This window comes from Flavobacterium flavigenum, assembly GCF_027111255.2.
GTDB classification, from domain to species: domain Bacteria; phylum Bacteroidota; class Bacteroidia; order Flavobacteriales; family Flavobacteriaceae; genus Flavobacterium; species Flavobacterium flavigenum.
Window position 1 is genome coordinate 454,942 of sequence record NZ_CP114285.2, and the last position, 25,184, is coordinate 480,125.

Genomic DNA, 25,184 nt, shown 5'->3' on the forward strand with positions numbered 1-25,184 from the left:
TGCACTTAATATTTAAAAATAATTTAAGTAAAAAAATCTAAATGCATTACTATTGTAGCATAACTCATTTAAATTTCATTCTAATAATAAAAAAAACTTCTGATGGAGAAGTGCAAAATCATTATAAATAATGAAAACTTCTTATTTTAATTAGAATAATTTTGTTTTTTTGAATAATATATTAAATGATTAATATTATTAATGAATTAATGAATCAAAGAATTAAAAAAAGAAACAGGACAGGCTTGATTTCTTGATAACATTTTCTTTCAAAGATTTTCCTTTCAAAATTCAGTTACTTTAAATTAAAACAAATGGATCAAGAGTATTCGATAGCCCTGTTAACCTGCTGGTATGGAGATTACCCATGGTATTTCCCTTATTTCATCAAATCTTGTGCCCACAATCCAACAATTGACTTTATAATTGTAACAGGCAATACTCAGGAAATCCCGGATAAACCTTTAAATGTTATTATAATTAATAAATCATTAAAAGACTTCAAGGCTGTAACAGCTACAAAATTTGGTTTTGAAGTGAATTTCGACAATCCTTATAAAATATGTGACTTCAAGCCTGCTTATGGTTTACTGTTTCAGGATATTCTTGAGAAATATGATTATTGGGGACATGGTGATATTGATATGATGTATGGGGACATCAGGAGTTTTATCACACCCAATATCTGCAATCAATATGATCTTATAAGTGCACACAAGGATTTTATAACGGGAACATTTTGTTTGTTTCGCAATAATGATTTAATGCGGACTTTGTTTATGGAAAGCCCTGATTATCAAAAAGCTTTCTCTTCTAATGAATATTCAGGATTTGATGAATGTGATTTTCTATTTGATGAATTACAGACACCCGGTATAACAGTTTTCGACTTTCCAGATCATATAAGCATGACTCATGTAGTTTGTAAAGCACACAAAGAAAAAAGAATAAAGGTTCTTTTTGAGTCCTACATGCATAAAAGAATGAGTAATAAAATGAGGTGGGATAATGGACGGATTATATATTCAAATAAAAAAGAATGCTTGTTCTATGATATGATACAATACAAAAACGAATGTGAAGATAAAACCGTAATATACCCTATACCCAATATTTTTTATTTCAATAAAAAAGGCATTAATAAAAATAGTTTCTGGAGGTTAGCCGGACTAAAGATGTTACCCAAAAGGAAAATCTTTAAAAAAGTACGAATTTTTCAGCTTTAATAAACAGTTTGTGATTTTTCTTTGTAAATTTTTCTAAAGAGTTTGGTAATCAGGGTTTTTTATGAAAATGTTAAAGCTTAATTTGTATCTTTGTCTACCCTATTTCTTAAAAAACCAAAACCAATAATGCCCGAAGTTATACTGATAGATCCAAAAACCATTTTTTTGCTATATTTTTGGGGAAATTTTTTTACCTGTATTCTTATTTTTAGTTATTCATTTTCCTATGCTACAATTGAAAGCAGAAAAATACTAAAATGGTTTGGTCTAGGAAAATTATTATTGACCATCGCATGGGTACTGATTATTTTAAGAAATATTATAGACAATTTTCTATCGATCAATCTGGCTAATTCTATGGTTTTTTGTGCCTGTTGTTATGAAACAGTAGCAATGTTATCGCTTCTTAAAACTAATACCAAAAAACGTTTCAGATTACAGATTGCAATTACGTTAGCTGCGATAATAATTTTTAATGTCGGAACCTTTTTAGGATGTACAATAAATACCCGTGTTTTAATAGGGGCAATTGGGATATTTGCCATTTATTTACCACCAACGATTCATTATTTTACTGAAAAAAGGAAGAAAAATTTTTTCAGAACATTTTATGTACTCTGTTATGTTGTATTTGAGATTCTGATCATGGTACGCGCTATTTACAGGTACATCTATCCGCAAAATATTTTTTTTTCCCACAATACACTGGACAGCCTTTATAGTATTAGCTTATTTCTGGTAGCCCTTGTTGGAATTATAGGTTTTTTGCTTCTGGTTAAAGAAAAACAAGATCATAAAATACAGAAACTTTTGGATGACAAAAACCAATTCTTTTCCATTATATCGCATGATTTGAGGGGACCGGTAGGCGCAGCAGCATCCCTTTCTGAATTATTGGCTGAAGACATAGAAAAATACAGCCGTGAAGAAATCAGAGAGATTTCGGAAATTTTATGTCAATCAAATAAAAACAGTTACAAATTACTGGAAAACCTTTTAGAATGGTCGAGAGTACAAACCGGAATGATTACATTCAGCCCTAAAAAGATAATCTTAAATACACTGATTGAAGAAAATATTGAACTACATAAAAATGCCGCATTAAATAAAAATATACATCTTTTATTTGAACCAGGTGATGTTATTGAAGTTCAAGCAGATAAAAATATGATTGATACTGTTTTACGGAATTTACTGAACAATGCAATTAAATTTACAGACAAAAATGGTAAAGTTGAAATAAAACTCATAAAAAAAGATCGAAAGATTGAAGTAGCTGTCATTGATAACGGGATTGGAATTCCTGATGAAATTAAAGACAAATTATTTAAAATTAACCGAAAAGTAATTCAAAAGGGAACAGAAAATGAAACAGGCAGCGGACTTGGTTTATTGCTCTGCAGCGAATTTATAAATATACATAAAGGAAAAATCTGGGTAGAAAACAATGATAGTAAAGGTACTACTTTTAAGTTTACCTTACCATTAGTAAGTCCAAGAGTTGTTCATGTGTAGAAATATAAACTTCAATGTTTTCTTTAATTCATATCACATAATTCCCTTAAAGTAATAAGATGAGTTATTGTACAACCTGAAATTACCTAAACAAGTTATACTACTCCCTTGTTATATATTAAATCGTAACAAGGAAGTTTGATTTTATTATATGCCTTTACATGATGAATGAAACAGTTGGCTTCGTAGGATATAAAAAATTATTTTTTAAAATTAGAATTTAATTCTTTCATACCTTCAAAAACGAGCCTGGCAACTTCTACAGCACCTTTGGTTTGAAAATGAGTGTTGTCTTTTTCGCCTTCTGGATATGCTTCGTATTTTCCTGCAGGTAAATTCATGAAATAATTGTCAGAAACAAAATCTTTTCCCTTTTTTGTAAAAAAATCTCTTGAAGCTTTATTTAAATCTATTAAAGGCACCTGCATTTCAGCAGCAACATCTTTAGGAGCTTTATCGTATTCGCCATGTACATCGTTTAAAACGTTATCTTTCCATGGATAATTTCTGGCTACAGGAGTCAGGATAATTGGATAGGCCCCTTTTTCTCTTGTCTGTGATACAAACAGTCTTAAAAATTCTTTATAACCTTTTATATCTACATATCTTTCTGTTTTCTCAACTGATGCGTCATTATGACCAAACTGCATCATCACAACGTCTCCTTTTTTGAGATTTTCATATACTGCCCTCCAGCGTCCTTCCTGAAAAAATGTCCTTGTACTTCTTCCCCCCTTTGCCCTGTCATCGATACGGACACTATCTGATTGTATTAAATTTTTTATTTGTTTCAGACTGTCTTTTGCAAAAAACTGCTGAAAGACCTGACCCCAACCTGTAATTGGATATCTCGTTTTCATATAATCTTTTCCAGGTTCATAATTATTGGTATAATCAGCCATTGTAGAATCTCCGATTAAGTAGACTGTTGTCGAATTTGATTTTTTTGGTATAAAAGACATTATTACAAGGCAGGCTGCAAAGCAAAATAAGAAGGTTTTAAATTTTAATTTCATTTTATTTATATACTATATTTATTTTTAAATTAATCAAAAAGCTTAAATGAATTAATATTTATTTTTAGAGTTGAATAAATTCATTTTTGCCTTAATGACCATACAAAACTACAAATAATAAGAAAAACAATATTTTAAAAAATGTTATGTTTATCAATAGATCTATTTATTTTTTTTGTTCTTTTCTAATTTATTTGCTTACCGTTAAATTCATTTTTAAAACACATTAAAGAATAATTTTTAACAAAAAATAAAGTTATTTTATTAACATATTTCCTAACTTCAATAAACCAAAAAATATTTTCCTATTTAAAAAAAAACAAATTATGCGTGTATCAGTCATACGAAAAAATATAAAATTTACACCGGATTCAAAAAGAGTCGTAGCACGATATTTTGTCAATGGTGATGAGCGGACTAAACAAATGGTACTTCGCATAATGACATTAAACGACAAACAAGTATTAGAAACCCTGGAGCAAACACTTCGTGAATTTGCCAGACGTCACCGAAATATTTCTGCTATATTTTTAAGACACTGCGAAAAAGTGCGTGATGTTATTGAAAGCATGCAGATTGATTATGAAGCTTTGTCTCTTGACCGAAAAATGCTAATTGGTTCTTTTTGTACAATGGAGTATGCAATAGAATCTGCCGCTATTTTCAATCCGTCTATTATAGAAGATTTTGACCAGAGTGGTCTCGAAGCAGGAGAAAAAAGGGTTATTATTTCTTTTCGGGCAACAGGTGAAGGCCACATCTCATCAATTGTTTTCAGAAGAGGAATTCTGGACAGGGATAATAACCTGCAGGTTATGAAAATTGGGCATAATATTGATAAAGCTGAGATTATACACAAAAGTTTTTTCAATAAGGAGCGATTTTTATTGAAATTATCTGAAATGCATACACAAGACAAGTACATAACCCAAATTATGCAGGATTTGCCTGATGAGTTTGAATATGCAGTACTAAAAGACGTTATAAATACTGCTTTGAGTGACCCATCAATTCGTGAAGAAAGAAGAACTGCATTAAACGAAATATTCTGGCTCGCAAAATCATTTTATGATGTTGAGTTCAAGCATGATTCTGATCTTACAGAGCGGGTTATATTTCCCATATCCGATTCTGAAAGTCGCGGCATAGAAGATGCCCGCTTTGTCCGTTTTACAGATGATGACGGCTCTTCGCGTGTAATGGCTACCTATACAGCTTATAACGGCCATACCATATTACCAAAACTAATTTCTACTGAAGATTTTTATACTTTTAGGGTAATGCCTTTGCATGGTGCCGGGGCACAAAATAAAAATCTGGCCTTGTTTCCAAGAAAAATAAAAGGCAAATATGCGATGCTTGCCAGAATAGACGGTGTTAATAATTATATCATGTATTCTGACAGAGTTACCCAATGGAATACCCCTATTCTTCTTCAGGAACCTCGTTATACCTGGGAGTTTACACAAATTGGAAACTGCGGATCTCCGTTGTGGACAGAAGAAGGCTGGCTTGTTATTACACACGGCGTAGGTACTATGAGACGTTATTGCATTGGCGCTTCCCTGTTTGATCTTGATGATCCTTCTAAAGAAATTGGAAGACTTACAGAACCATTGTTATCACCACTTGAAGACGAACGCGAAGGGTATGTACCTAATGTTGTTTATTCTTGTGGAGCCATTATTCATAACAATAGTCTGATATTGCCTTATGCGGTATCAGATTATTCATCAACTTATGCTGTAGTTGATATGGTAGAATTATTAGATGCTTTGAAGAAGAGTAAATAGTAATAAGATTTAAATGTAGAATCATAAATCCCATCTTAATCAATGGGATTTTTTACTTTAACTTAGGCTTAAAAATAGCTAAAATCCAAATAAGCTGTTTTAAGGTGTTTTTTTTATAAAAATGATCAAATATATACCTTTTATAAAATAATGATTTTAATAGGAGATATTAAGGTTATTTTTAATCGATAATATTTATTAAAAAAAATATTTAATAGTTAAAATTAATAATTCGTAATTTTGTAAAAATCAATTCCCATTTGGAATTTTTTCAATTAAATGTTTCCAATAGCGTTTTGGCATATGCTGAATATGGAGTTTCATATTTTTCCGTGATTCAATCGTAACGCTGCTAAAATAACGCCGCCAAAGATTTTGAAAAAACTCTTCCTGCTCATCACAGATTTCGTTTAAATATTTAGATGATGTAACTTTCATATTAAACTGCAATTCTATAGTTGCAACATTTTCAAGATCATAATAAATACCATATTTACGTTTTGCATCATAAATTAACCAGCGCTGATCTGCATAACGATTTTTAAAATGACTTTCTATTAGAGGTAAAACATCACAGTCTGGTTCAATGATTGCATAATACAATTGCTCTTTCGTTAGTTTAAAACGAACAAATGCTTCCATTCGATGCGCCTCTTTTCTCGTCAGCCGTATTGCTTTTCTAAGATCCCACACGGCATTATTACTAAAATCTTCTTCTACATTTTTTGTATTAGCAAATACATGCTGTACAAACTGAAACATTGTTTCTTCTATGTCTGGAAGTTCAGACAAAAATGCCTTATACATATCTGAAAAACCTTCTGCCGAAAGTCGTAGCTTTAATCCGTCTAAAACACGTTTTGCTTTTGAGATATCCGTTACCACTAAATGAGAAGTTGCAAAAAGCAATGTTCCAGAAGTTTCATTTTTTGCAAATACAATATCAGAAAGTTTAAACTCATAAACTTCAAATATAGCCGTAAGCCATCCTTCATAAGTTCCGTCGTAAATTACTTCTGTCATTTTGATTAAAATAAAGCAAGTTGATTAGAAAAATCGTTTTTATATTTACTTTTTTGGAAATTTAAGATATGATCCTTGATTTGAATCGATGTTAAATCTTTCTGAAGTTGAAATGGCGTAGCAAAAGCCAGGAAATATTTGGAACGCGAATATGCAATTCCCATTTTTTGTAAATCGTGCGGAAGCAGTTTTTTAAACTTCCTTGCTGCTACAATTTTTTGCGCACTTAAATATCCAATTCCGGGAATTCGTTTTATTATTTCCAAATCGGCCGTATTAATATCAACAGGAAATTGATTCAGGTTGCGCAAAGCCCATCCAAGCTTTGGATCGATATCAAGATCAAGATTAGGCTGATTGAACCCGACAATTTCATTTACATCAAATCCGTAATAGCGAATGAGCCAGTCCGCCTGATACAAACGGTTTTCACGTATTATAGGAACAGGCGTTCCAATGGCAGGCAGGCGATTGTCATAACTAATGGGAACATAACCCGAATAATACACCCGTTTCATATTCATTTGCTGATAAAAATAATCTGCCATTCCAAGAATCTCAAGGTCATTTTCTTGTGTTGCCCCAATTACCATTTGGGTGCTTTGCCCGGCGGGAGCAAAAAGAGGTGTTTTATAATTTGATTTTTTTTCTTCTTTATACCCAATAATTTCATTTTTAAGATATTTCATAGGACTAATCACGTCAATATGATTTTTATCTGGTGCTAATAATTTAAGACTCTTTTCTGTTGGCATTTCGACATTTACACTCAAACGGTCAGCGTATAGACCTGCTTCCTTCAGCAATTCATCACTGGCTCCCGGAATCGCCTTCAAATGAATGTAGCCATTAAAGTTATGTTCATTACGCAATTTTTTAGCAATTCTCACCAAACGCTCCATAGTGAAATCAGCATTATCAAAAATACCCGAACTTAAAAAAAGTCCCTCAATATAGTTTCTCCTGTAAAAGCCAATTGTAAGGTCAACAACCTCTTGTACAGTAAAGGCTGCTCGTTTAATATCATTGCTTTTTCTGCTTACACAATAGGCACAATCAAAAATACAATGGTTTGTGAGCAAGATTTTTAGCAGCGACACACAGCGCCCATCTTCGGTGAAGGCGTGACAAATACCATAACCTTTAGCATTTCCCAAACCTTTATTTTTATTTTCACGTTTACTTAAGGCCGACGAACAGGAAACATCATATTTTGCAGCATCTGCCAATATTCCCAGCTTCTCCATCACTCTATCATTTACCATCGGAATTTCTTTTTATTGTTCGAAATATTTTACACAATAAAATTAGTTATTATACATAACAATATATTTATTTTTATTGTTCCAAATTATATCAAACTATAATAAAAATATCACAATGGTTTAAAAAAGAAAACCTCCAAAATCAAATGACTTTGGAGGTTGGTAATTTAATAGAAATTCACGGTTCTGCTACTTTAGGCTATTTATCAGAGCTCAGACAGTTTTGGAAGATTAGTTTAAACTTTCATTATCAGTGTGTTATTTAAATTTTTACAATTTATTGATTTTGGAAGACAAATTAAAATATTTGATAACCTTATATAAAAAAGAGATTTATTACAAAAGATGATTAAAATGAAAATACATCAGAATTTTCAAAATGAGGCAACACTTTTATTTTTAATTTCTAAATTCAAGTCTATTAACCCTCCCATCTAATCTGAAAAAAATTAGACACTATAAGCTATTCACAAAAAAAGATAGAACGTACAGGCTTTGCCTATTTACTAACTTCTAAAAGCATTTAAATTATTGGTAAGCTTAATTATGAGAAAATACGACTATAAGATAAATTTCTAAAATGATTTTCTAATGGATGACGAACACATTATAAGAGTGTATCTAATGGATCACACGGGAAATAAACTTTTATATTGGTACCTTCTCCTAATCTTCCTGTAGCATAAATTGTTCCACCTACTGTCTGCATAATCTTTTTGCATAAGGCGAGGCCAACACCTGAACCATCATATTCTTTCTGATTGTGTAATCTGCCAAAAACTTTAAAAATTGTTTCCGCATATTGTTGTTCAAAACCAATCCCATTATCCGAAAAACAAACCCAATGGCAATAAATATTATCAGAATGAGCAAACAATTCTACCTCCTGAGAAGCTGTTATTTTGATATGTGGAACCCTTTCAGCTGAAGCAAACTTTAAAGAATTTTGGATGATGTTAGAAAACAGCTGCTGCATCAAAAAATATATTGCGTGAACCTCAGGCAAATTTTCATATTCAATTATAGCGTTGTTTTCAGAAATAGTTTCTTCCATTTCCATAAGTGTCGATTTAAGAATATGGTTTAAATCGATTTTTTCTAAATTATCCCTTGTATATTTTATTCGGGAAAATTTGAGAATATCATCAAGCAGTGTCCTCATTCTATTGGCTGATTTCGATACCCTTTGCAAAGAACTCGAAACAGAATCTATCTGAACAACGTCAGGCTCTGCAAGCATTTTAGAAACAAACAACTGAATTTTACGCAGTGGTTCCTGAAGATCATGCGTACTAATCCAGTTCAGATTTTCCAACTCTGAATTTGTTTCCTTTAATATTTCACTTTGTTTGCGATATTTTTCTTCTTCTTCACTTAGCGTGATCATCATTAACTGGTTGTGCAATGTATGAGCAAATTGTACAGCACCGTTAATTTCATATTGCTTCCAAAGAGTGCTTTGATTTTTTATTATCTGTTTCCAAATTTCAAAAGAATTTCGCGGATGTAACCCTTTACTGTCTTTTATAATTGTTTTTTCAGGATCACCAGCCCAATTGATTTCGGATATTGTTTCAGGTCTGTACCATATAATATGATCGGAATTGCCGAGCGGGTGATAAATAATACCTGCAAAACTGGATTTTTTTTCAATATTTCTAAAGTGATCGTTTAATTTATTGGTAACAAATAATTTTTCGGATTCTTTATTGTTAATCTGTACTATTAAATCTTTAATCTGTGCATCAGTTGGTACTAAACCATTTTTGTAAATTTTACCTTTTGAAACAATAGAAACCCCTGCTGCATTACAAATTTTTAGTAATTGTGGTGCATCAGCGATCATCTGGATAGAGTCCTGTACAAACGGGAACTGCAAACTTGTGAGTTGCTCAAGGGCCAAAGCTGTTTCATTAGCATTAACATTTTCATCATTTGACTGCCTTATGTCAATCTGTGAAGTTATAAACTGTCCCTGAAGCTTAGCTGCAAGCCTGATTTCCGGTGAAATGTTTTTACTTGAATAATGGTGACATGCTATAAGACCCCATAAACGATCATTATGAATAAGAGAAATTGTAAGTGTTGCCCCAACACCTATATTTTGTAAATACTCGACATGAATTGGTGATGTGCTTCTTAAGATCGAAAGACTTAAATCAAGGTTTTTATTTTCTTTGTCATCAACAGTAAAAATTGGAACTGGTACATAATCAACATCAACAATAAGCCTCAACTGGTTTTTCATGTACAATTCCCTGGCCTGAGCCGGAATATCTGTATGCGGATAATGCAATCCCAAAAAGGGTTCTAAATCTCCTCTACAATCTTCTGCATATACTTCGCCGTTATACTGTTCATCAAAACGATAAATCATTACACGGTCGTATCCTGTTATTTTGCGTGTACCTTCAGCAACCAGCGCACAGAGATCCTTTAAAGAAGTCGTATTGTTCATTTGGGTCACAAACTGAATCGTCTGTGTATAAACATCAGCCAGTTTTTCTTTACCTGCAAATTGAAATTCGGCTTCTAAAACATAAATATCAAAACTTTTGTGTATGCTAATCTGAAAAAACTTTCCAAGCAAATCAATTTCAAGTGGAAAAACATCCCTAATTTTATCGTTATTGATGTACTCAAAAATTTGTTTTTCTGCTTTAGTCCCAAAAACATCACCAAACTTTTTTCCGAGTGCTTCTGTGTGGGCAATGCTAACATACCAGGAAATATTTGCAGTACAAAAATCTATTTTCCCTTTTGAAGTTAAACCAATCAGAAATCCATGTGGCTGGATTTTACCTGGTATATGTATAGGCTCATGCTCACAGTTAGTTAATGTGATAAGATCACGATTAACAATATCTTTAATCTTCATCATTTTTATATACTCGTAAAATGATTGTAAATACTGTCAAAACCATAAATTGCTCCTTCTATGATTGTATTTCCGCACTTATAATTCTCTTCATATTCTGATAAAAAACCAAGGAAGTTTTTCCAAAAAGTTCCTGTTTTATCTCCATAACCCTGAAAATAGTGAGTTCCTTGATTATTTTCAAGACCTGGTATTTTTGAAATATTTTTTAATATAAATCTACCTCCAAGACTGGAGCCTTCTATCACATATAAAATTCCAAGTGCAAAAGGTATCGTAATTTTACTAGTATTAAAAATATCGTTTGAACCTGTTTTATTGTATTGAAGAAAGGCTAAATCTTCCTCTATTAGATGACTTTTTCTTCTTTGATCTAAATCGGTTATAATTTCAGGCAATAATGGAAAAATAACATTTTCAGTGCTTTTGTGGACATCATACATCAGGCTCAAATAATCGATGTAGTCTGATTTTTTCATCTCTGGAGACAGGATTGATGCTGATATTGGCAGGCTTTCTAATTTTCTGTGGGAATCTGAGGTTTGATTTTTTAAATCGCTAAGAAACACTGAAGATACTAAAGGAATTGAATTTCCACTCATTAAATTGTAACTATTATTTGTTTTGGAGAGTTGGATTATTACTACCTCTCCTTACAAATGTAAAAAAAATGTTTTACTTGTAACATAATATCTAATATGTAAAAGCTTCAAAATATGTTAATTAATATACTATTTAAATGTTTTTCTTGTTTAATCAATAAATAAGTTTATTAGACAGATAAACATTAACATTTTTGTGTATTTATACTTTAAATGCTTTATTACAGTATTTTAAACAGTTAATAATTTTAACAAATGTTTAATTGTTATAATGCAAAAATAAACTTATCATTATAAGAATTATGAAACACTTTATCGTCTTAATATAACAGAATCATTTTTTTAAAGAATAACTTCGTAGAAAATTAACATATCATCATGTATTCAAACATCAGAATCTTAAAAGATATAATAGATAATACACCATTACCAATTGCTGTATATTCAGGCAGCAGCTTAAAAATAGAATTAGCCAATACTGCTATGATCAAAACTTTGGGAAAAGGCGAAGATATAGTGGGGAAAAATTATCTTGATGTTCTGCCTGAAATTCAGAAGGAAGATTTCTTTGATCAGGCAATTACTGTACTTTCAACAGGTATTGCTTTTTATGCTGAAAACAAAAAAGTAGATTTACTCATTAACGGGATCATGAAGTCCCATTATTTTAATTACAGCTTCATTCCTTTGTTTGATGCAAATGGAAAAGTTTATGGCGTGATGAACACAGGTGTTGATGTTACCGATTTACACCTTGCCAAACAAAAAATTCAAAGTGTCGAGGAAAGATTGCGAATCGCTGTTGAATCATCCGGAATAGGAACTTATGAAGTTAATTTACTGACTAAGGAGATTAAAACATCTGATAATTTCAACACTATTATGTGCAGTGAAAACACTCCAAATATGGATGAATTACTATCAAAACTTCATCCTGATGATTTGTTTGCCCATGAAAAAGCGATAAAAGAATCAAAGGATACAGGACTTATAACTTATGAAACCCGCATAATTAATGAAAACTGTTCTAAATGGATTAAAGTAACCGGAAAAATAATTTGTGACGAAAATGATATACCAATAAAGGTTATAGGAAGTATAATTGACATCCATGAACATAAACAGTTTCAGGAAGAATTAAAGAAACAAGTTGAAAAAAATACTGTTGAACTTCGTCGATCCAACGATGATCTGTTACATTTTGCTAATGTGGTCAGCCATGATCTGAGAGAACCTGTGCGTAAAATTAAAATTTTTAACGGCCTGATAAGAAATGATAAAGAAGCAAATTTTAGTGATGGTATTGTTAGGTATCAAAATAAAATAGATCAGTCTGCTGAGAGAATGCAAAACATAATTGAAGGAATTCTCACCTATTCAACCATGGATAAAAACAAACAGCCATTTGAAAAAATATATCTTAACGAGGTAATAGAAAACATAAAAACAGATCTGGAACTGATTATAAATGAAAAAGATGCTATTTTAATCATCAGTGAACTACCTGTAATAGAAGGAGCGCCAATCTTAATCAACCAGCTTTTTTATAATCTTATCCATAATTCATTAAAATTTTCAAAAGTAGAAGAACCCCCTAAGATAATAATATCCGGACAAGTAATAAAAATTGATGATACGGACTCAGTTGAAATTACTATTAAAGACAACGGGATAGGACTTGATGATGCTTATACTGAAAAAATATTCAATGCTTTTGAAAGATTACATTCAAAAGATCAGTATGAAGGAAACGGCCTTGGATTATCTCTTTGCAGAAAGATAGTAAAAAGACATCATGGCTCTATTACAGCAAAGGGTGAAATAAATAAAGGAAGTGAGTTTACGGTAATTCTTCCTCTAAGACAAGAAGAAGTTAAAAATAAAAAAACAGGGATTAGCTGATATATAATCATACAAATCCCTGTTTTTAATTTTAGTATTGTTTGCTTATTTACTTTTTAACTTCAATACGGTTACTGAATAAGCGGGTAAATTTAAAGTTGCTTTTACACCTTTTAAATTATAACTACTTTCTTTTGGGCTAATTTTTTTAGGTTCTCCAAAAGTATTTTCATCTTCTAAATTCGGACTTGAAAGCGTTATCAATGTGCCTTTAGAAGCAAATTTACCTCCTTTTAAATCAACTGTAACTTCTTGGGAAGCCGCTGCAGTATTTACCAGTTTTACAATTACTTCTTTTGCATTCACATCTTTAACGGCAGATGCATAAAGATCGTTTTGCCCGTTTAAAGGTTTTGCATCTTTAGTTATGTTTAGCAAATCGGTTCCTTTATTGGTTGAGAATAATTTTTGAACATAATAATTAGCAGAACCGTAAGATTCTAAATTATTGAACCAGATCATATCCGGTGTCCATTGCCATGCATCTTCGTGTGCCATCAGTGGCGCATAAGAAGTCATATTGACTACTTCAGCATTTCTTTCTAACCCGGTCATGAAAGCGGCTTCAGAAAAAGCACATTCCCAGTTATTTCTGTTATTTGGGTTTGCTCCTGAAACACTTTGCGCAGCATATTCACCTGCAAATATTTTTGGGCCTTTGCGGTCATAATTATCATAGCGTGAAGCATTTTCCCTAAACCACTTCGGGCTTTGGTAATAATGTTCATCTATAAGCTCAGCATTGAGTTTTTTAAGTTCGGCCATTGCAAAATCAAAATGTTCACCATCCGGTGATGGACCGCTTCCTGAAACGATAATAATATCTGGATATTTGGCTTTTATTGCTTTTTCAAAAATTTTGAAACGCTCAATATAATCCGGTCCCCATTGTTCATTTCCAACACCAATATATTTTAGATTGAACGGTTTTGGATGTCCCATATCTGAACGAAGAATTCCCCATCTGGTTTCTTCTGAACCATTGGCAAATTCAATTAAATCTAAAGCATCCTGTATGTATGGATCTAATTCTTCGATTGGAGCTAATTCTCCTGTATTATACTGACAGGCCATTCCACAACTCAAAATAGGCAATGGAGTCGCACCAATATCTTCAGAAAGCTGAAAATACTCATAAAATCCAAGTCCAAAACTTTGAAAATAATCAGGGGTCTGTTTGTGACTGAATTCTACATTCCATCGATTCATCATCGTTTTTCTGTCTTCAACATCGCCAACAGATTTCTTCCATTGATAACGGTCAGATAAAGTTCTTCCTTCGACTATGCACCCGCCAGGAAATCTTAAAAATCCAGGTTTCATATCATACAAAAGCTGAACAAGATCTTTTCTTAAACCATTTTTTCTGTTTTTCCACGTATCCTCAGGAAATAATGAAATCATATCAAGATCAATTGTCCCTGTTCCTTCAAAAGTTATTTTTAATTTGGCTTTAGCTTCAGTCTGAGTAGCTTTAAATTGTGCCGAATAGGTCTCCCATTCTTTTGATGTTGGAATGATACTGGTTTCTCCAATTACTTTTTTATCCTTATCAATAAGCTGAACAATTATTTTTTTGATCGCTCCATTGTGATTGGCTGCCTTTAAAGAAAGATTGTATTTTGCATCCTTTTTCACTCCCATCCCTCTAAAACCTTCATTAATCAAGGCATATCCCTTATCATCATTAATTAGTACACGGCAGAAATTAGGATTGGTTTCGTTTTCTACGACTTTTATAGGTGTGGCAGCACCCGAATTCATATTCATAGAAGACCTTTTGGTATTAGGCTGATCCCAACCCATCAAAGGTTTTTCAAATTCAAAAGACCGGTTTTTAATCATTTCGGCATATAATCCGCCGTCTGCTGCGAAATTAATATCCTCAAAAAACAAACCGAACATAGTAGGCTGAATCTTGGTAACAGTTTTAGCAACGTCAACTTCTAAAATTGTTTTTTGGGCATGTAAACAAATACCATTGAACAGCAAACCGCCAATGATTATTTTGGTTATGATATTATTTTTCATTTTCTATGATAGTTGATAATTTAGTCTTGCTAATTTATTTAAAGTTTCTTTTAAAACCCCGGTTTTGAAGCAATAATTTGAATTATTATTTTTTCACGGCCTCATATTTCTGAGGAAAAGCAGCTTCACCGTCTAAATTATTGACCTTTAAAATATCAACATTTTTGCTTTCGATGGCATGTTTAAAATAATCGGGTTTGTTTTTGCCCCAGTTGACAGCACAATTTTGAACTTTTATGTTTTCAGCCGTATCAAAATAAAATCCTGATGTACTGCCTTTTACGAAACCATCCATTTTTGACGGACGACGATCGTAAATTCCTCCGGGAAAATTTGACGTTTTATCAATAAAAACATTCACTCCTTCAAAAACAATGTTTTTAATTTTATCCTTTGTTTCTCCGCTTACATACACCCCGTTTTCTCCAAAACACTGGATATTGGTGAAATAAATATTGCTGATTGCCCCTACCTTTCCTTCCGTCGCACCTTTTGGAAAACGCCAATTGGCATCTTTATGGTTTCCGTTTGCGCGACTGTACGCTGTTACATAAATAGGTTCAGCTTTTCCCCACCAGGTATCAGTAGTGAGCTGGCCTTCGATAATCATATTTGAAAAAATAACATCACTCACCGTTCCTTCATCGCGATTCTGAATCCCGACTCCACGATTACTTTTTTTGATAATGCAATTATTGAAAACTACCTGCCTGATGGCATCCATGTTTTCTGAACCGATTTTAATCGCACAGCTGCTGCTGGTCATGGTACAATTGGTAACCGTTATGTTTTCGCAAGCTCCAAATTCTTCAAACTCCCTTCTGTTTTTCAAACAAATACAATCATCGCCGCTTTCGATGTAACAATCACTAATACGGACATTTTTGCAATGGTCTAAATCAATACCATCGCTATTTCTTACTTTTAAACTGTTTAACAACGTAATACCGCTAATCACCACATCATTACAGCCTACCAAATGAATGGTCCAGTAAGCAGAATTACCGATGTGAGCATCTTTAATTCTGATATTTTTTCCACCAATAATTGTCAGAACATGAGGCCTTGGATCTAAAACATTAAAAGGTTTCAGGATATAAGCATCATCTTCCTCCGCTCCCATAAAAGAGATTCCGTTTCCGTCAATTTTACCGCTTCCACTAATGCTGAAATTCTCAATATTTTTCCCGCCAATCCAGATAGTTCCCTCGCCTTTGTTTTCGCGGAAGGCACTTTCTGTATATAATTTTTCATCCGGACTTGCCAAAATTTTAGCCCCTCCTTCAATATGCAGATCCACATTTGATTTTACATTAAAAGGTCCGGCCAGGAATGTATAGGGAGCCGGAATCAAAACCTGTCCTCCGGTTTTACTGCAGGCATCAATAGCTTTTTGAATGGCAGCAGCATCATTGGTTTTGCCATCTCCTTTCGCCCCATATTTTTTAACATCATAGACCTTTTGCGCTATAGCCGTCAGGGAAATACAAAAAATGAATGCCGTGATTATAGATTTTCTTATCATATTTACTTTATTTAAAACTTTATATAAAATAATTCAACTGTTTATTTTTTAATACTTTAAATTAAAAATATTATTACATTGAACGAATAATTCCTTCTTCCAGTCCACGTAATTCAGCCAATCCTCTTAGCCTTCCAATTGCAGAATAACCCGGATTTGTTTTTTTATGTAAATCATCCAGCATCTGATGTCCGTGGTCCGGTCTCATCGGAATTGCTGTATCTTTTCTTCCTTCTGCCAGTCTTCTTTTTTGCTCAGTCAATATTTCTTTAACCACGGCAAACATATCTACATTACCTTCCAGATGATTGGCTTCATAAAAATTACCTTCATCATCTCTTTGTGTACTTCTTAAATGTATAAAGTGTACTCTGTCAGCAAATTTCCTGAACATTTGTTCCAGATTGTTTTCCGGAATGACACCAAGTGAACCGGTACAAAATGTGATTCCGTTATTTCTGCTTGGAACTTCTTTTGATAAACAATCAAAATCAGCTTCAGTACTTACCACTCTTGGCAAACCTAATATCTGATAAGGCGGATCATCCGGATGAATGCACATTAAAACCTTATTTTCTTCCGCTACAGGTATGATTTCCTTTAAGAAAGAAACCAAATGTTCTTTTAACTTTAGAGCATCAATGCCTTTGTAAGTGTCTAACGTTTCTTGAAACTGCTCCAGTGTATAACCTTCTTCTGCTCCAGGCAGACCAGCAATGATATTTTTTATGAGCTTTGTTTTGTCTTCATCAGCCAATTTGTCCAAATAGTCTTTGGCTTTATTTTTTTGTATTTCAGAATAGTCATTTTCTGCATTTGGTCTTTTCAGTAAATAAAGATCGAAAGCAGCAAAAGCAGCTGTATCAAAAAGTAATGCTTTAGAACCATCTTCTACTTCAAAAGCCAAATCAGTCCTTGTCCAGTCTAAAACCGGCATGAAATTATAACACACCACCGAAATGCCACAGCTTGCCAGATTCCGGATGCTTTGTTTGTAATTTTCGATGTAAACTTTATAATTGCCTGTCTTGGTTTTGATATTTTCATGAACCGGCACAGATTCTACAACAGACCAGATTAATCCGCTGTTTTCAATTTCACTTTTTCGTTTACTGATTTCGTCAACAGTCCAGACTTCTCCATTCGGAATATGATGAAGCGCCGTAACAATTCCAACAGCTCCTGTCTGTTTTATATCTTGCAATGTAACCGGATCATTCGGTCCGAACCATCTCCAGGTTTGTGTCATTTTCATAAATAAATCTTTTTTTTTAAACTCCGCTAAAAGCAGAAAATCCTCCATCTAAAGTTACTTTTGATCCTGTAACAAATTTTGAAGCATCACTTAACAGCCAAATCAAAGCTCCAATCAATTCGTCAGGATTTCCAAAACGGCTGAAAGGTGTATTCTGAATAATCAAATTTCCTCTTTCGGTAAGGCTTCCATCTTCATTGGTCAAAAGTCTTCTGTTTTGTTCCGTTAAGAAAAAGCCCGGAACAATAGAATTCATACGTATTTTATCTCCAAATCTATTGGCTAGTTCAACAGAAAACCATCTGGTATAAGAATCAATAGCCGATTTAGCCAGACTATAGCCCAGAACTCTTGTCAAAGCATGATCTGATGAAACAGATGAAATGTTTACTACGCTTCCGTTCCCCGTATTTTTTATTGCCTCACCAAAAACCTGAGTCGGCAAAATTGTTCCAAACAAATTCAGATTCATTACCTGCTGCAGTGCCTCAATATTCAACTGAAAAACATCTTGTCCTGGCTGCACAACTGCATCAGGCATATTTCCGCCAGCTGCATTTACCAGTCCGTCTATTTTTCCGTATTTGGCAAGCATCATTTCACGTGCCTTTATAAGATCCTGCTCATTGGTAACATCTGCGATCAGGGCGATGGCTTCACCTCCATTTTTTATAATGTCACCAACCCTTGCATGGGCCACTTTTTCATTTCGGCCTAACACACCTACAATTCCGCCTGCATCGGCTATTCCTTTAATAAAAGCTTCACCTAATATTCCGGTGGCGCCTGTTACTATAATTACTTTTCCCTGTAATGAAAAAACTGTACTCACACTTTTGTATTTTAAATTATGATAAATTTTTGGTTGCAAATTATTACCAAAATACGGTATACAATGCTACCAGAATTCCGCTAATAATAAATGACCCGATGATAAATTCAGAAGATACTTTGAACATTGCTGTATCTACTTCTATATTATGAGATTTCAGCTGCTCTTCTGATGACGGTTTCATAAGACTGATCGTTACCATTAATAGTACTATGGCAAAGAAAGAAATCGTCATTCTGTCTAAAAATGGATAAGCCGGAAAAGCACCGTTTGTCCACATTGGCAGAAATTTTAATACTGCGGCAATAGGCACTGTAAATAATGCCCCGGCAAGTCCTGCTGCTGGTGTGGTTTTCTTCCAGAACATTCCCAATAAAAAGATAGCCAAAACACCAGGCGAGAAGAAACCAACATATTCCTGTATAAACTGATATGCCTGATCTAATGATTTTAACTGAGGTGCTACAACAGCTGCAATTATCATACAAATAACTACACAGCCTCTTCCTGTAAGCACCAATTTTTTTTCTGATGCTTCACGGTTAAAATATTTTTTATAAATATCTAAAGAAAAAATGGTCGAAATACTATTGGCTTTACCAGCCAAAGATGCTACAATTGCTGCTGTTAAGGCGGCCAGTGCTACTCCTTTTAATCCGGCAGGCAATAAATTCATTAAGGTTGGGTATGCGTGATCCGGTTTTAAAACTCCGGCAGCGTCTACCATTTCGTGCTGAAACATTCCGTTTTGATGCATTACATACATGGCAATACCAGGCAAAACGGCAATAATAGGTACTAATAATTTTAAAAAAGCGGCAAATAAAATTCCTTTTCGTGCTGTTTTCAAATCAGCACCCAAAGCCCTCTGAACGATGTACTGGTTACAGCCCCAATATGCCAGATTATTGATCAGCATTCCTCCAACCAACACAGACATTCCGGGTAATTCAGTATAGTGTGGGTTTGATTTGTCCAGAATCATGTGTAAATGTCCCGGAGCTTCGTCAGCTATAATCGAAAGTCCTTTAAGTATGTCTTTGCCAAAACCAAACTGCTCTGATAATAAGGTTAATGCTAAATAAGTTGTTACCAAACCACCCAGAATCAATACTATGACCTGAAACATATCTGTATATCCAATTACTTTCATTCCGCCTAAAGTTACGATGATTGAGAATAAACTTAATGCAATCACACAAAACTGAAAACTTACAGGTGCTATAGATGAAATGGCTAAAGCGCCTAAGTAAATTATAGAAGTCAGGTTTACGAATACATATATCAACAGCCAGATTATAGCCATAATGGTACTCACTGTCCCGTTGTATCTTTTTGCCAAAAACTGCGGCATCGTAAATATTTTGTTTTTAAGATAAACCGGTAAAATAAACATGGCAACCACAATCAACGTTGCAGCCGACATCCATTCGTAAGAAGCAATCGCCAGTCCGATGGCAAAACCAGAACCACTCATTCCTATAAAATGTTCAGCCGAAATATTAGAGGCAATTAATGAAGCTCCAATAGCCCACCAGGTAAGTGAGCCTTCAGCCAGAAAATAATCATTGGAACTGGTCGTCGCATTTTTCTTGCTCCTGTAAATGTACATCCCGTAAGAAGTGACAATTACAAAATAGATAAGAAAAACAATATAGTCTGCACTTTGTAAAGTATTCATAATGAAGTTTTTTTGGTTGATAGCTAGTGGTTGTTAGTTTTTGGTAATGATTTGGTTTAAATTTTTAAAAACCATTTTTTCTTATATAAAAAGTAAAGTAAAATGAGCTGTACAAATGTTACTGACATGGTTGCAAATACGGGCTGCCATACAAGTGATCCAAATTTAATAAGTCCTCCAAATACATAATCTGCAGTATGCTTAAAATTAACCATACCTTCAGAAGCCATATAAATTAAAATAGAATTTGAACCAATTAAAAGGAGTGGAAATGCCCATTTTTTAAAACCTAATACATCTATTAGTATATAAAAAAACAGGAAAAACAAAATACTGAAGCCACCAACAAAACAAACAAACGAGCTTGTCCATAAGTGCTTGTTAATTGGGAAATCAAAATCCCAAAGAAGACCTATTATAATCAGCACAATAGCTGAACCGGTCATGATTACTATTTTGTTTTTTATGGTATAATAAGCGTGTTCTGATTTTAAAAACGTTCCTAAAAACACTCCCAACAAAGCCGTTGAAACAGCCGGTATTGTCGAGAATATCCCTTCAGGGTCATATACCTTACTATGCAGCCTTCCCGGAAGAAAAAGTCGGTCAATATATCCTTCCAGTGAACCCTCTGCTGTTAAATTGCCTGCACCGAATCCCGGAACTGGTATTAATTTCATGGCTAAATAATAACCAATCAGAATTGCTGCAAACCAGATGATTTGTTTCTTCAAATCAAAGTTTAAATAAATCAGTCCTGCAAAAAACCAGGCGATCCCGATGCGCCCTAATACACTGGCAAAACGCGTTTGCTCATATCCATCAAAACGCAATAATCCGTTGACTACAAATCCAAGGAATACCAGAATGCAAGTCCTTTTCAGCATGGACAGGTATATTTTTTTCTTTTCTTTTGATGGAAGTTCACTTGCCTCCGTCACTCCTGCCAGCTTGATTTTTTTATCGAAGGAATACGGCATTGAAACCCCTGCAACGAATAAAAAAACAGGGAAGATCATATCATAAAATGTAATACCATCCCAGTCTGTATGATGCATTTGTGAGGACATCCATACAAAAACCGGAATTGGGGCAGCTTTGGCCAAAGCGTGAATAATATGTTCGCCGCTCATAATCCAAAACATAACAAATCCTCTTAGAACGTCTAAAGAAATTAATCTGTTATTTGTAGTAATTTTGTTCATACCGGATTTATTTTTAAAGCATATTTTAACTGCCGATTCCTTCACTGAGAATCAACTTATTTTTCTGATTTATATGTAATTATTGGTTTATAACATTCTTTACAAAAGCATAGAAGTCATTTTTTTACAACAACCACGTTCATATAAAAGGAACGTGATTGAATGTAAAGTGAAATACTTAAGCATTAAACGGGGCAAAAATTTAATGGCTTAAATTATTTCGCTTATTATTTTATTGGCTTAATAACAAAACCGTAACTATATTCATCTTGTGTCAGCTGGTATTGTGGATGCGGTGGCAATCCCCAACTGTTATCACCTCCTAACCCTCTCTGTGTTAAGTCAACACAAACCACAACTTCTTCTCTTGGCGTAATATCGCTGGAGTGAATATTCTTTTTAGAAATTCCGCCATCAAAATCAGCAGGATAATTATTCAGTGTACTGATTGCCAAAGGCTGAAGCCCTTTTATTTCGAGGCCTTTTCCATTATTACCTGAAAGTGTAAACCAGCGAACATCAGTTTTATATCCGTTTTCCTGTGGTCGTGTGTAAGGCACGTATTGATCTGCAACTTTACTCGTATAAATTCCTTTTAGCGATGCCGTTTTTCTGTCAGGATAATTTTCTAAAGGTCCCCTTCCGTAATAATCCAGGTTTTCTAAAGTATTTTTCAAAGTGAAAATCATCCCGAAACGCGGCAACTCCGGAACCGGATTATTTCCTTTTTTATAAGATGCCTGAATCTCTAAAGCCCCATCAATCCCTAATGCATATCTGATCGTGTAATGCGATGCAACGTCGTTCAGTTTTAATTTCGCAACGATATAGTTTTTTCCGGCTTCTTCAATTTGCTGAATGCTTTCTAACGACATATTTTTTCCGGCAGTTCTCCAGACATTCGTTCGAATCTGCATTTTATTTCCGATATCATTATCGGTTGGTGCCCTCCAGAAATTTGGTTCAGGAAATTCTTTAAAATATTCTTCGCCTTTTAAACTGTAATATGAAATCAATCCGGTTTTCTTGCTGATTTTAACTGTAGTATCATCTGAAGTCAAAACAAACTCCTCTTTTTCATCCTGAACTTTTGCCGTATTTACTTTTTCAGATTTTGTAAAGTAGTTCCCGTCTTCGATAACAAATTGCTCTTTGGCAACTTCAAAATTCTCTGGCAATAATTCTGAACCTGTTTTAGTTGTAGCAAAAACATTCAATAAATATTCAGTTCCTTCTTTTGATTCTAATTTTGGTAAATCAATTTTAAATTGTTTTTTCGTTTTAGGATCTAAAGCTATATTGAAAGTTCCTTCTTTAATTACTTTTCCGTTTTCTAAAACTTCATATCTAAAATTGTATTTGTTCAGATTTGTGAATCCGAAGTCGTTATTAATTTCAATGATTCCGTTTTTGATATCAACGGCTTTAAATAAAATATCCTGATAGACTTTTTTCACTTCAAAAGCTCCCGGATGCGGCGTTCTGTCTGGAAATACCAATCCATTATGGCAGAAATTTTCGTCATTGAGATAATTCTGGCTGCCCATGTCTCCTCCATAAGTCCAGTATTCGCGGCCTGCTTCATCTTTCATTTTGAAACCCTGATCTACCCAGTCCCAGATAAAACCGCCCTGCATGTTTTTGCTTCCGCGGATAATATCCCAGTATTCCTGAAAATTTCCGCTGCTGTTACCCATCGCATGCGAATACTCACACATGATATACGGGCGTGTAACTTCTTTACGTGCCGCATATTCCTTCATGTATTCTATTGTTGGATACATTGGACAGACAATATCGGTATTTTCATTTTCTTTAGCCTGTTCAAACTGAACCAAACGGGTATTGTCTCTCTTTTTTATCCATTTGTATGCTTCGTGAAATACAGGTCCGTTGGCACTTTCGTTTCCTAATGACCAGATAATTACCGATGGAGCATTTTTATCTCTTTCTACAAGACTATAAATTCTGTCCAGATGAGCTTCTCTCCATTCCGGAAGATAGCCCAGATTCGTTTTTGGGTTCATCCACTTTAGAGGCTGTCCTTCAACTCCCATTCCGTGACTTTCTATATTGGCTTCATCCACCAGAAATAAGCCGTATTTGTTACAAAGTTTTACCCACAAAATATTATTTGGATAATGGCTACAGCGAACCGAATTGATATTAAGCTGCTTCATCATCTTAATATCTTTCATCATAGTCGCTTCATCCTGATAATGTCCGGTTTCAGGATTGTGTTCATGAATGTTAACTCCATGAACCATTAATCTGACTCCGTTAACCAATAATTGTCCTCCTTTTAATTCTACTTTTCTAAAGCCAATCTGGGTAGAAGTTGTCTCTACAATATTGCCTTTTGCATTTTTAAGCGTCAAAACTAAAGTGTACAAGTTAGGATTTTCGCTGCTCCATAATTTTGGAGCTGAAACTTTTTGAGAAAAATTTACTGTCTGGGTTTTATTTGCAGCAAAATTTACTGGCAATTCTTTAACGAAAACAGTTGCGCCAGATGCATCAACCAGTCTGGCAGTTAGTTTTTGATTGTTTATAGCCGAAGAAGTCAGATTTTTTAAACTTACTTCAACATTCAGGCTTCCATTTTTGTAATTGGAATCTAAATCAGGTTTTGCAAAAAAATCGGCAATTCGAATATCATTGGTACTATACAAATACACATTTCTGTCTATACCGGAAAGCCTCCAGAAATCCTGATCTTCCAGATAAGAACCATCACTCCATCTGTAAACTTCAACAGCAAGATCATTTTTGCCTGGTTTCAGGTATTTCGAAATATCAAATTCGGCCGGACTTTTAGTGTTTTCCGTATATCCTACTTTTTCACCGTTTACCCAAATATACATTGCTGACGTTCCTGCTTCAAAATGAAGATATACATGTCTTCCTTTCCAGTTATCAGGAAGTACAAAACTTCTTTTATAAGAACCTACCGGATTATCCCAATGATTGATAAATGGCGGATTTTTTTCGAAAGGATACGTAATATTGGTATAAATTGGCACACCATAACCGTGCAGTTCCCAGTTGGATGGCACCTGAAGCTCGTTCCAGTGCAGCGTGCTGAAATCTGTTTTGTAAAAGTCTTTTGGTCTTTGATCGGGTGTTGGGGACCAGGAAAATTTCCATTTACCATTCAGGGAAAAATACCATGGTGAATTTTCATATTTATCACTTATGGCAGATGGTTCGTCTGCATAAGGGAGAAAAGACGCTCGTGCCGGTTCTCTGTTAATCTGAAACACCTCTGGATTCTCCCAGTCATTTCTGTCTTTTTCCTGTCCTACAGCACCTGAAACAAAAATCACTAACAGACCAAACAAAAATATTTTCGTTTTGATTTTTTGCATTTAATTTTATTTTTAATCCTCCGATGACTTAAACTAATTTAACACATAGTAACATAGCTCTTTGCAA

Annotated in this window: 16 protein-coding genes; 4 read left to right on the top strand and 12 right to left on the bottom strand. The window is 33.9% G+C overall.

Annotated features, from left to right (window positions below; all coding sequences use genetic code 11):
- Window positions 1-314: 314 nt before the first annotated feature.
- Both OZP09_RS01620 and OZP09_RS01625 read left to right on the top strand, forming a co-directional pair.
- Complete coding sequence (locus tag OZP09_RS01620) at window positions 315-1,226, top strand: DUF6625 family protein (protein WP_269236188.1); 912 nt, start codon at window positions 315-317, stop codon at window positions 1,224-1,226.
- Between the two features lie 126 nt (window positions 1,227-1,352).
- Window positions 1,353-2,741, top strand: coding sequence for a sensor histidine kinase (locus OZP09_RS01625; protein ID WP_281310163.1), 1,389 nt, complete (start codon window positions 1,353-1,355; stop codon window positions 2,739-2,741).
- Window positions 2,742-2,941: 200 nt separating this feature from the next.
- On the opposite strand, the gene OZP09_RS01630 is transcribed toward OZP09_RS01625, so the two are convergent.
- Window positions 2,942-3,757 (bottom strand): rhamnogalacturonan acetylesterase, encoded by an 816-nt coding sequence (locus tag OZP09_RS01630; RefSeq protein WP_281310164.1) that lies wholly within the window; start codon window positions 3,755-3,757, stop codon window positions 2,942-2,944.
- Window positions 3,758-4,083: 326 nt separating this feature from the next.
- Between OZP09_RS01630 and OZP09_RS01635 the strand changes: the two genes are divergently transcribed.
- Window positions 4,084-5,550, top strand: a complete 1,467-nt coding sequence (locus OZP09_RS01635) for a glycoside hydrolase family 130 protein (protein ID WP_223678396.1) — start codon at window positions 4,084-4,086, stop codon at window positions 5,548-5,550.
- 249 nt (window positions 5,551-5,799) lie between these two features.
- On the opposite strand, the gene OZP09_RS01640 is transcribed toward OZP09_RS01635, so the two are convergent.
- From OZP09_RS01640 to OZP09_RS01655, 4 genes are all read right to left on the bottom strand, one after another.
- Window positions 5,800-6,573: a TIGR03915 family putative DNA repair protein gene (locus OZP09_RS01640; protein ID WP_269236192.1), complete on the bottom strand. Its 774-nt coding sequence runs from the start codon at window positions 6,571-6,573 to the stop codon at window positions 5,800-5,802.
- A gap of 5 nt (window positions 6,574-6,578) precedes the next feature.
- Window positions 6,579-7,838: a putative DNA modification/repair radical SAM protein gene (locus OZP09_RS01645; RefSeq protein ID WP_281310165.1), complete on the bottom strand. Its 1,260-nt coding sequence runs from the start codon at window positions 7,836-7,838 to the stop codon at window positions 6,579-6,581.
- Window positions 7,839-8,445: 607 nt separating this feature from the next.
- Complete coding sequence (locus OZP09_RS01650; protein WP_281310166.1) at window positions 8,446-10,719, bottom strand: ATP-binding protein; 2,274 nt, start codon at window positions 10,717-10,719, stop codon at window positions 8,446-8,448.
- Window positions 10,720-10,721: 2 nt separating this feature from the next.
- The gene (locus OZP09_RS01655) at window positions 10,722-11,318 is read right to left on the bottom strand and encodes a biliverdin-producing heme oxygenase (RefSeq protein ID WP_269236194.1); all 597 of its coding nucleotides are present in this window, start codon (window positions 11,316-11,318) and stop codon (window positions 10,722-10,724) included.
- Between the two features lie 378 nt (window positions 11,319-11,696).
- Here OZP09_RS01655 and OZP09_RS01660 point away from each other — a divergent pair, with 378 nt between their 5' ends.
- On the top strand, window positions 11,697-13,220 hold the full coding sequence (locus OZP09_RS01660; RefSeq protein WP_281310167.1) for a PAS domain-containing sensor histidine kinase: 1,524 nt from the start codon (window positions 11,697-11,699) through the stop codon (window positions 13,218-13,220).
- A 45-nt stretch (window positions 13,221-13,265) separates the two neighbouring features.
- Here OZP09_RS01660 and OZP09_RS01665 read toward each other — a convergent pair whose 3' ends face one another.
- From OZP09_RS01665 to lacZ, 7 genes are all read right to left on the bottom strand, one after another.
- Window positions 13,266-15,251: an alpha-L-arabinofuranosidase C-terminal domain-containing protein gene (locus tag OZP09_RS01665; protein WP_269236196.1), complete on the bottom strand. Its 1,986-nt coding sequence runs from the start codon at window positions 15,249-15,251 to the stop codon at window positions 13,266-13,268.
- An 85-nt stretch (window positions 15,252-15,336) separates the two neighbouring features.
- The gene (locus OZP09_RS01670) at window positions 15,337-16,776 is read right to left on the bottom strand and encodes a glycoside hydrolase family 28 protein (RefSeq protein ID WP_281310168.1); all 1,440 of its coding nucleotides are present in this window, start codon (window positions 16,774-16,776) and stop codon (window positions 15,337-15,339) included.
- A gap of 73 nt (window positions 16,777-16,849) precedes the next feature.
- Window positions 16,850-18,025 (bottom strand): mannonate dehydratase, encoded by a 1,176-nt coding sequence (uxuA, locus tag OZP09_RS01675; protein ID WP_269237783.1) that lies wholly within the window; start codon window positions 18,023-18,025, stop codon window positions 16,850-16,852.
- Window positions 18,026-18,047: 22 nt separating this feature from the next.
- Entirely contained in the window at window positions 18,048-18,863 is an 816-nt protein-coding gene (locus OZP09_RS01680) for an SDR family oxidoreductase (protein WP_269236199.1), read from the bottom strand.
- Window positions 18,864-18,906: 43 nt separating this feature from the next.
- Entirely contained in the window at window positions 18,907-20,544 is a 1,638-nt protein-coding gene (locus OZP09_RS01685) for a sodium/sugar symporter (protein ID WP_269236200.1), read from the bottom strand.
- 56 nt (window positions 20,545-20,600) lie between these two features.
- On the bottom strand, window positions 20,601-21,749 hold the full coding sequence (locus tag OZP09_RS01690) for an acyltransferase family protein (RefSeq protein ID WP_269236201.1): 1,149 nt from the start codon (window positions 21,747-21,749) through the stop codon (window positions 20,601-20,603).
- A gap of 227 nt (window positions 21,750-21,976) precedes the next feature.
- Window positions 21,977-25,117, bottom strand: coding sequence for a beta-galactosidase, LacZ type (gene lacZ, locus OZP09_RS01695; RefSeq protein ID WP_269236202.1), 3,141 nt, complete (start codon window positions 25,115-25,117; stop codon window positions 21,977-21,979).
- Window positions 25,118-25,184 lie beyond the last annotated feature (67 nt).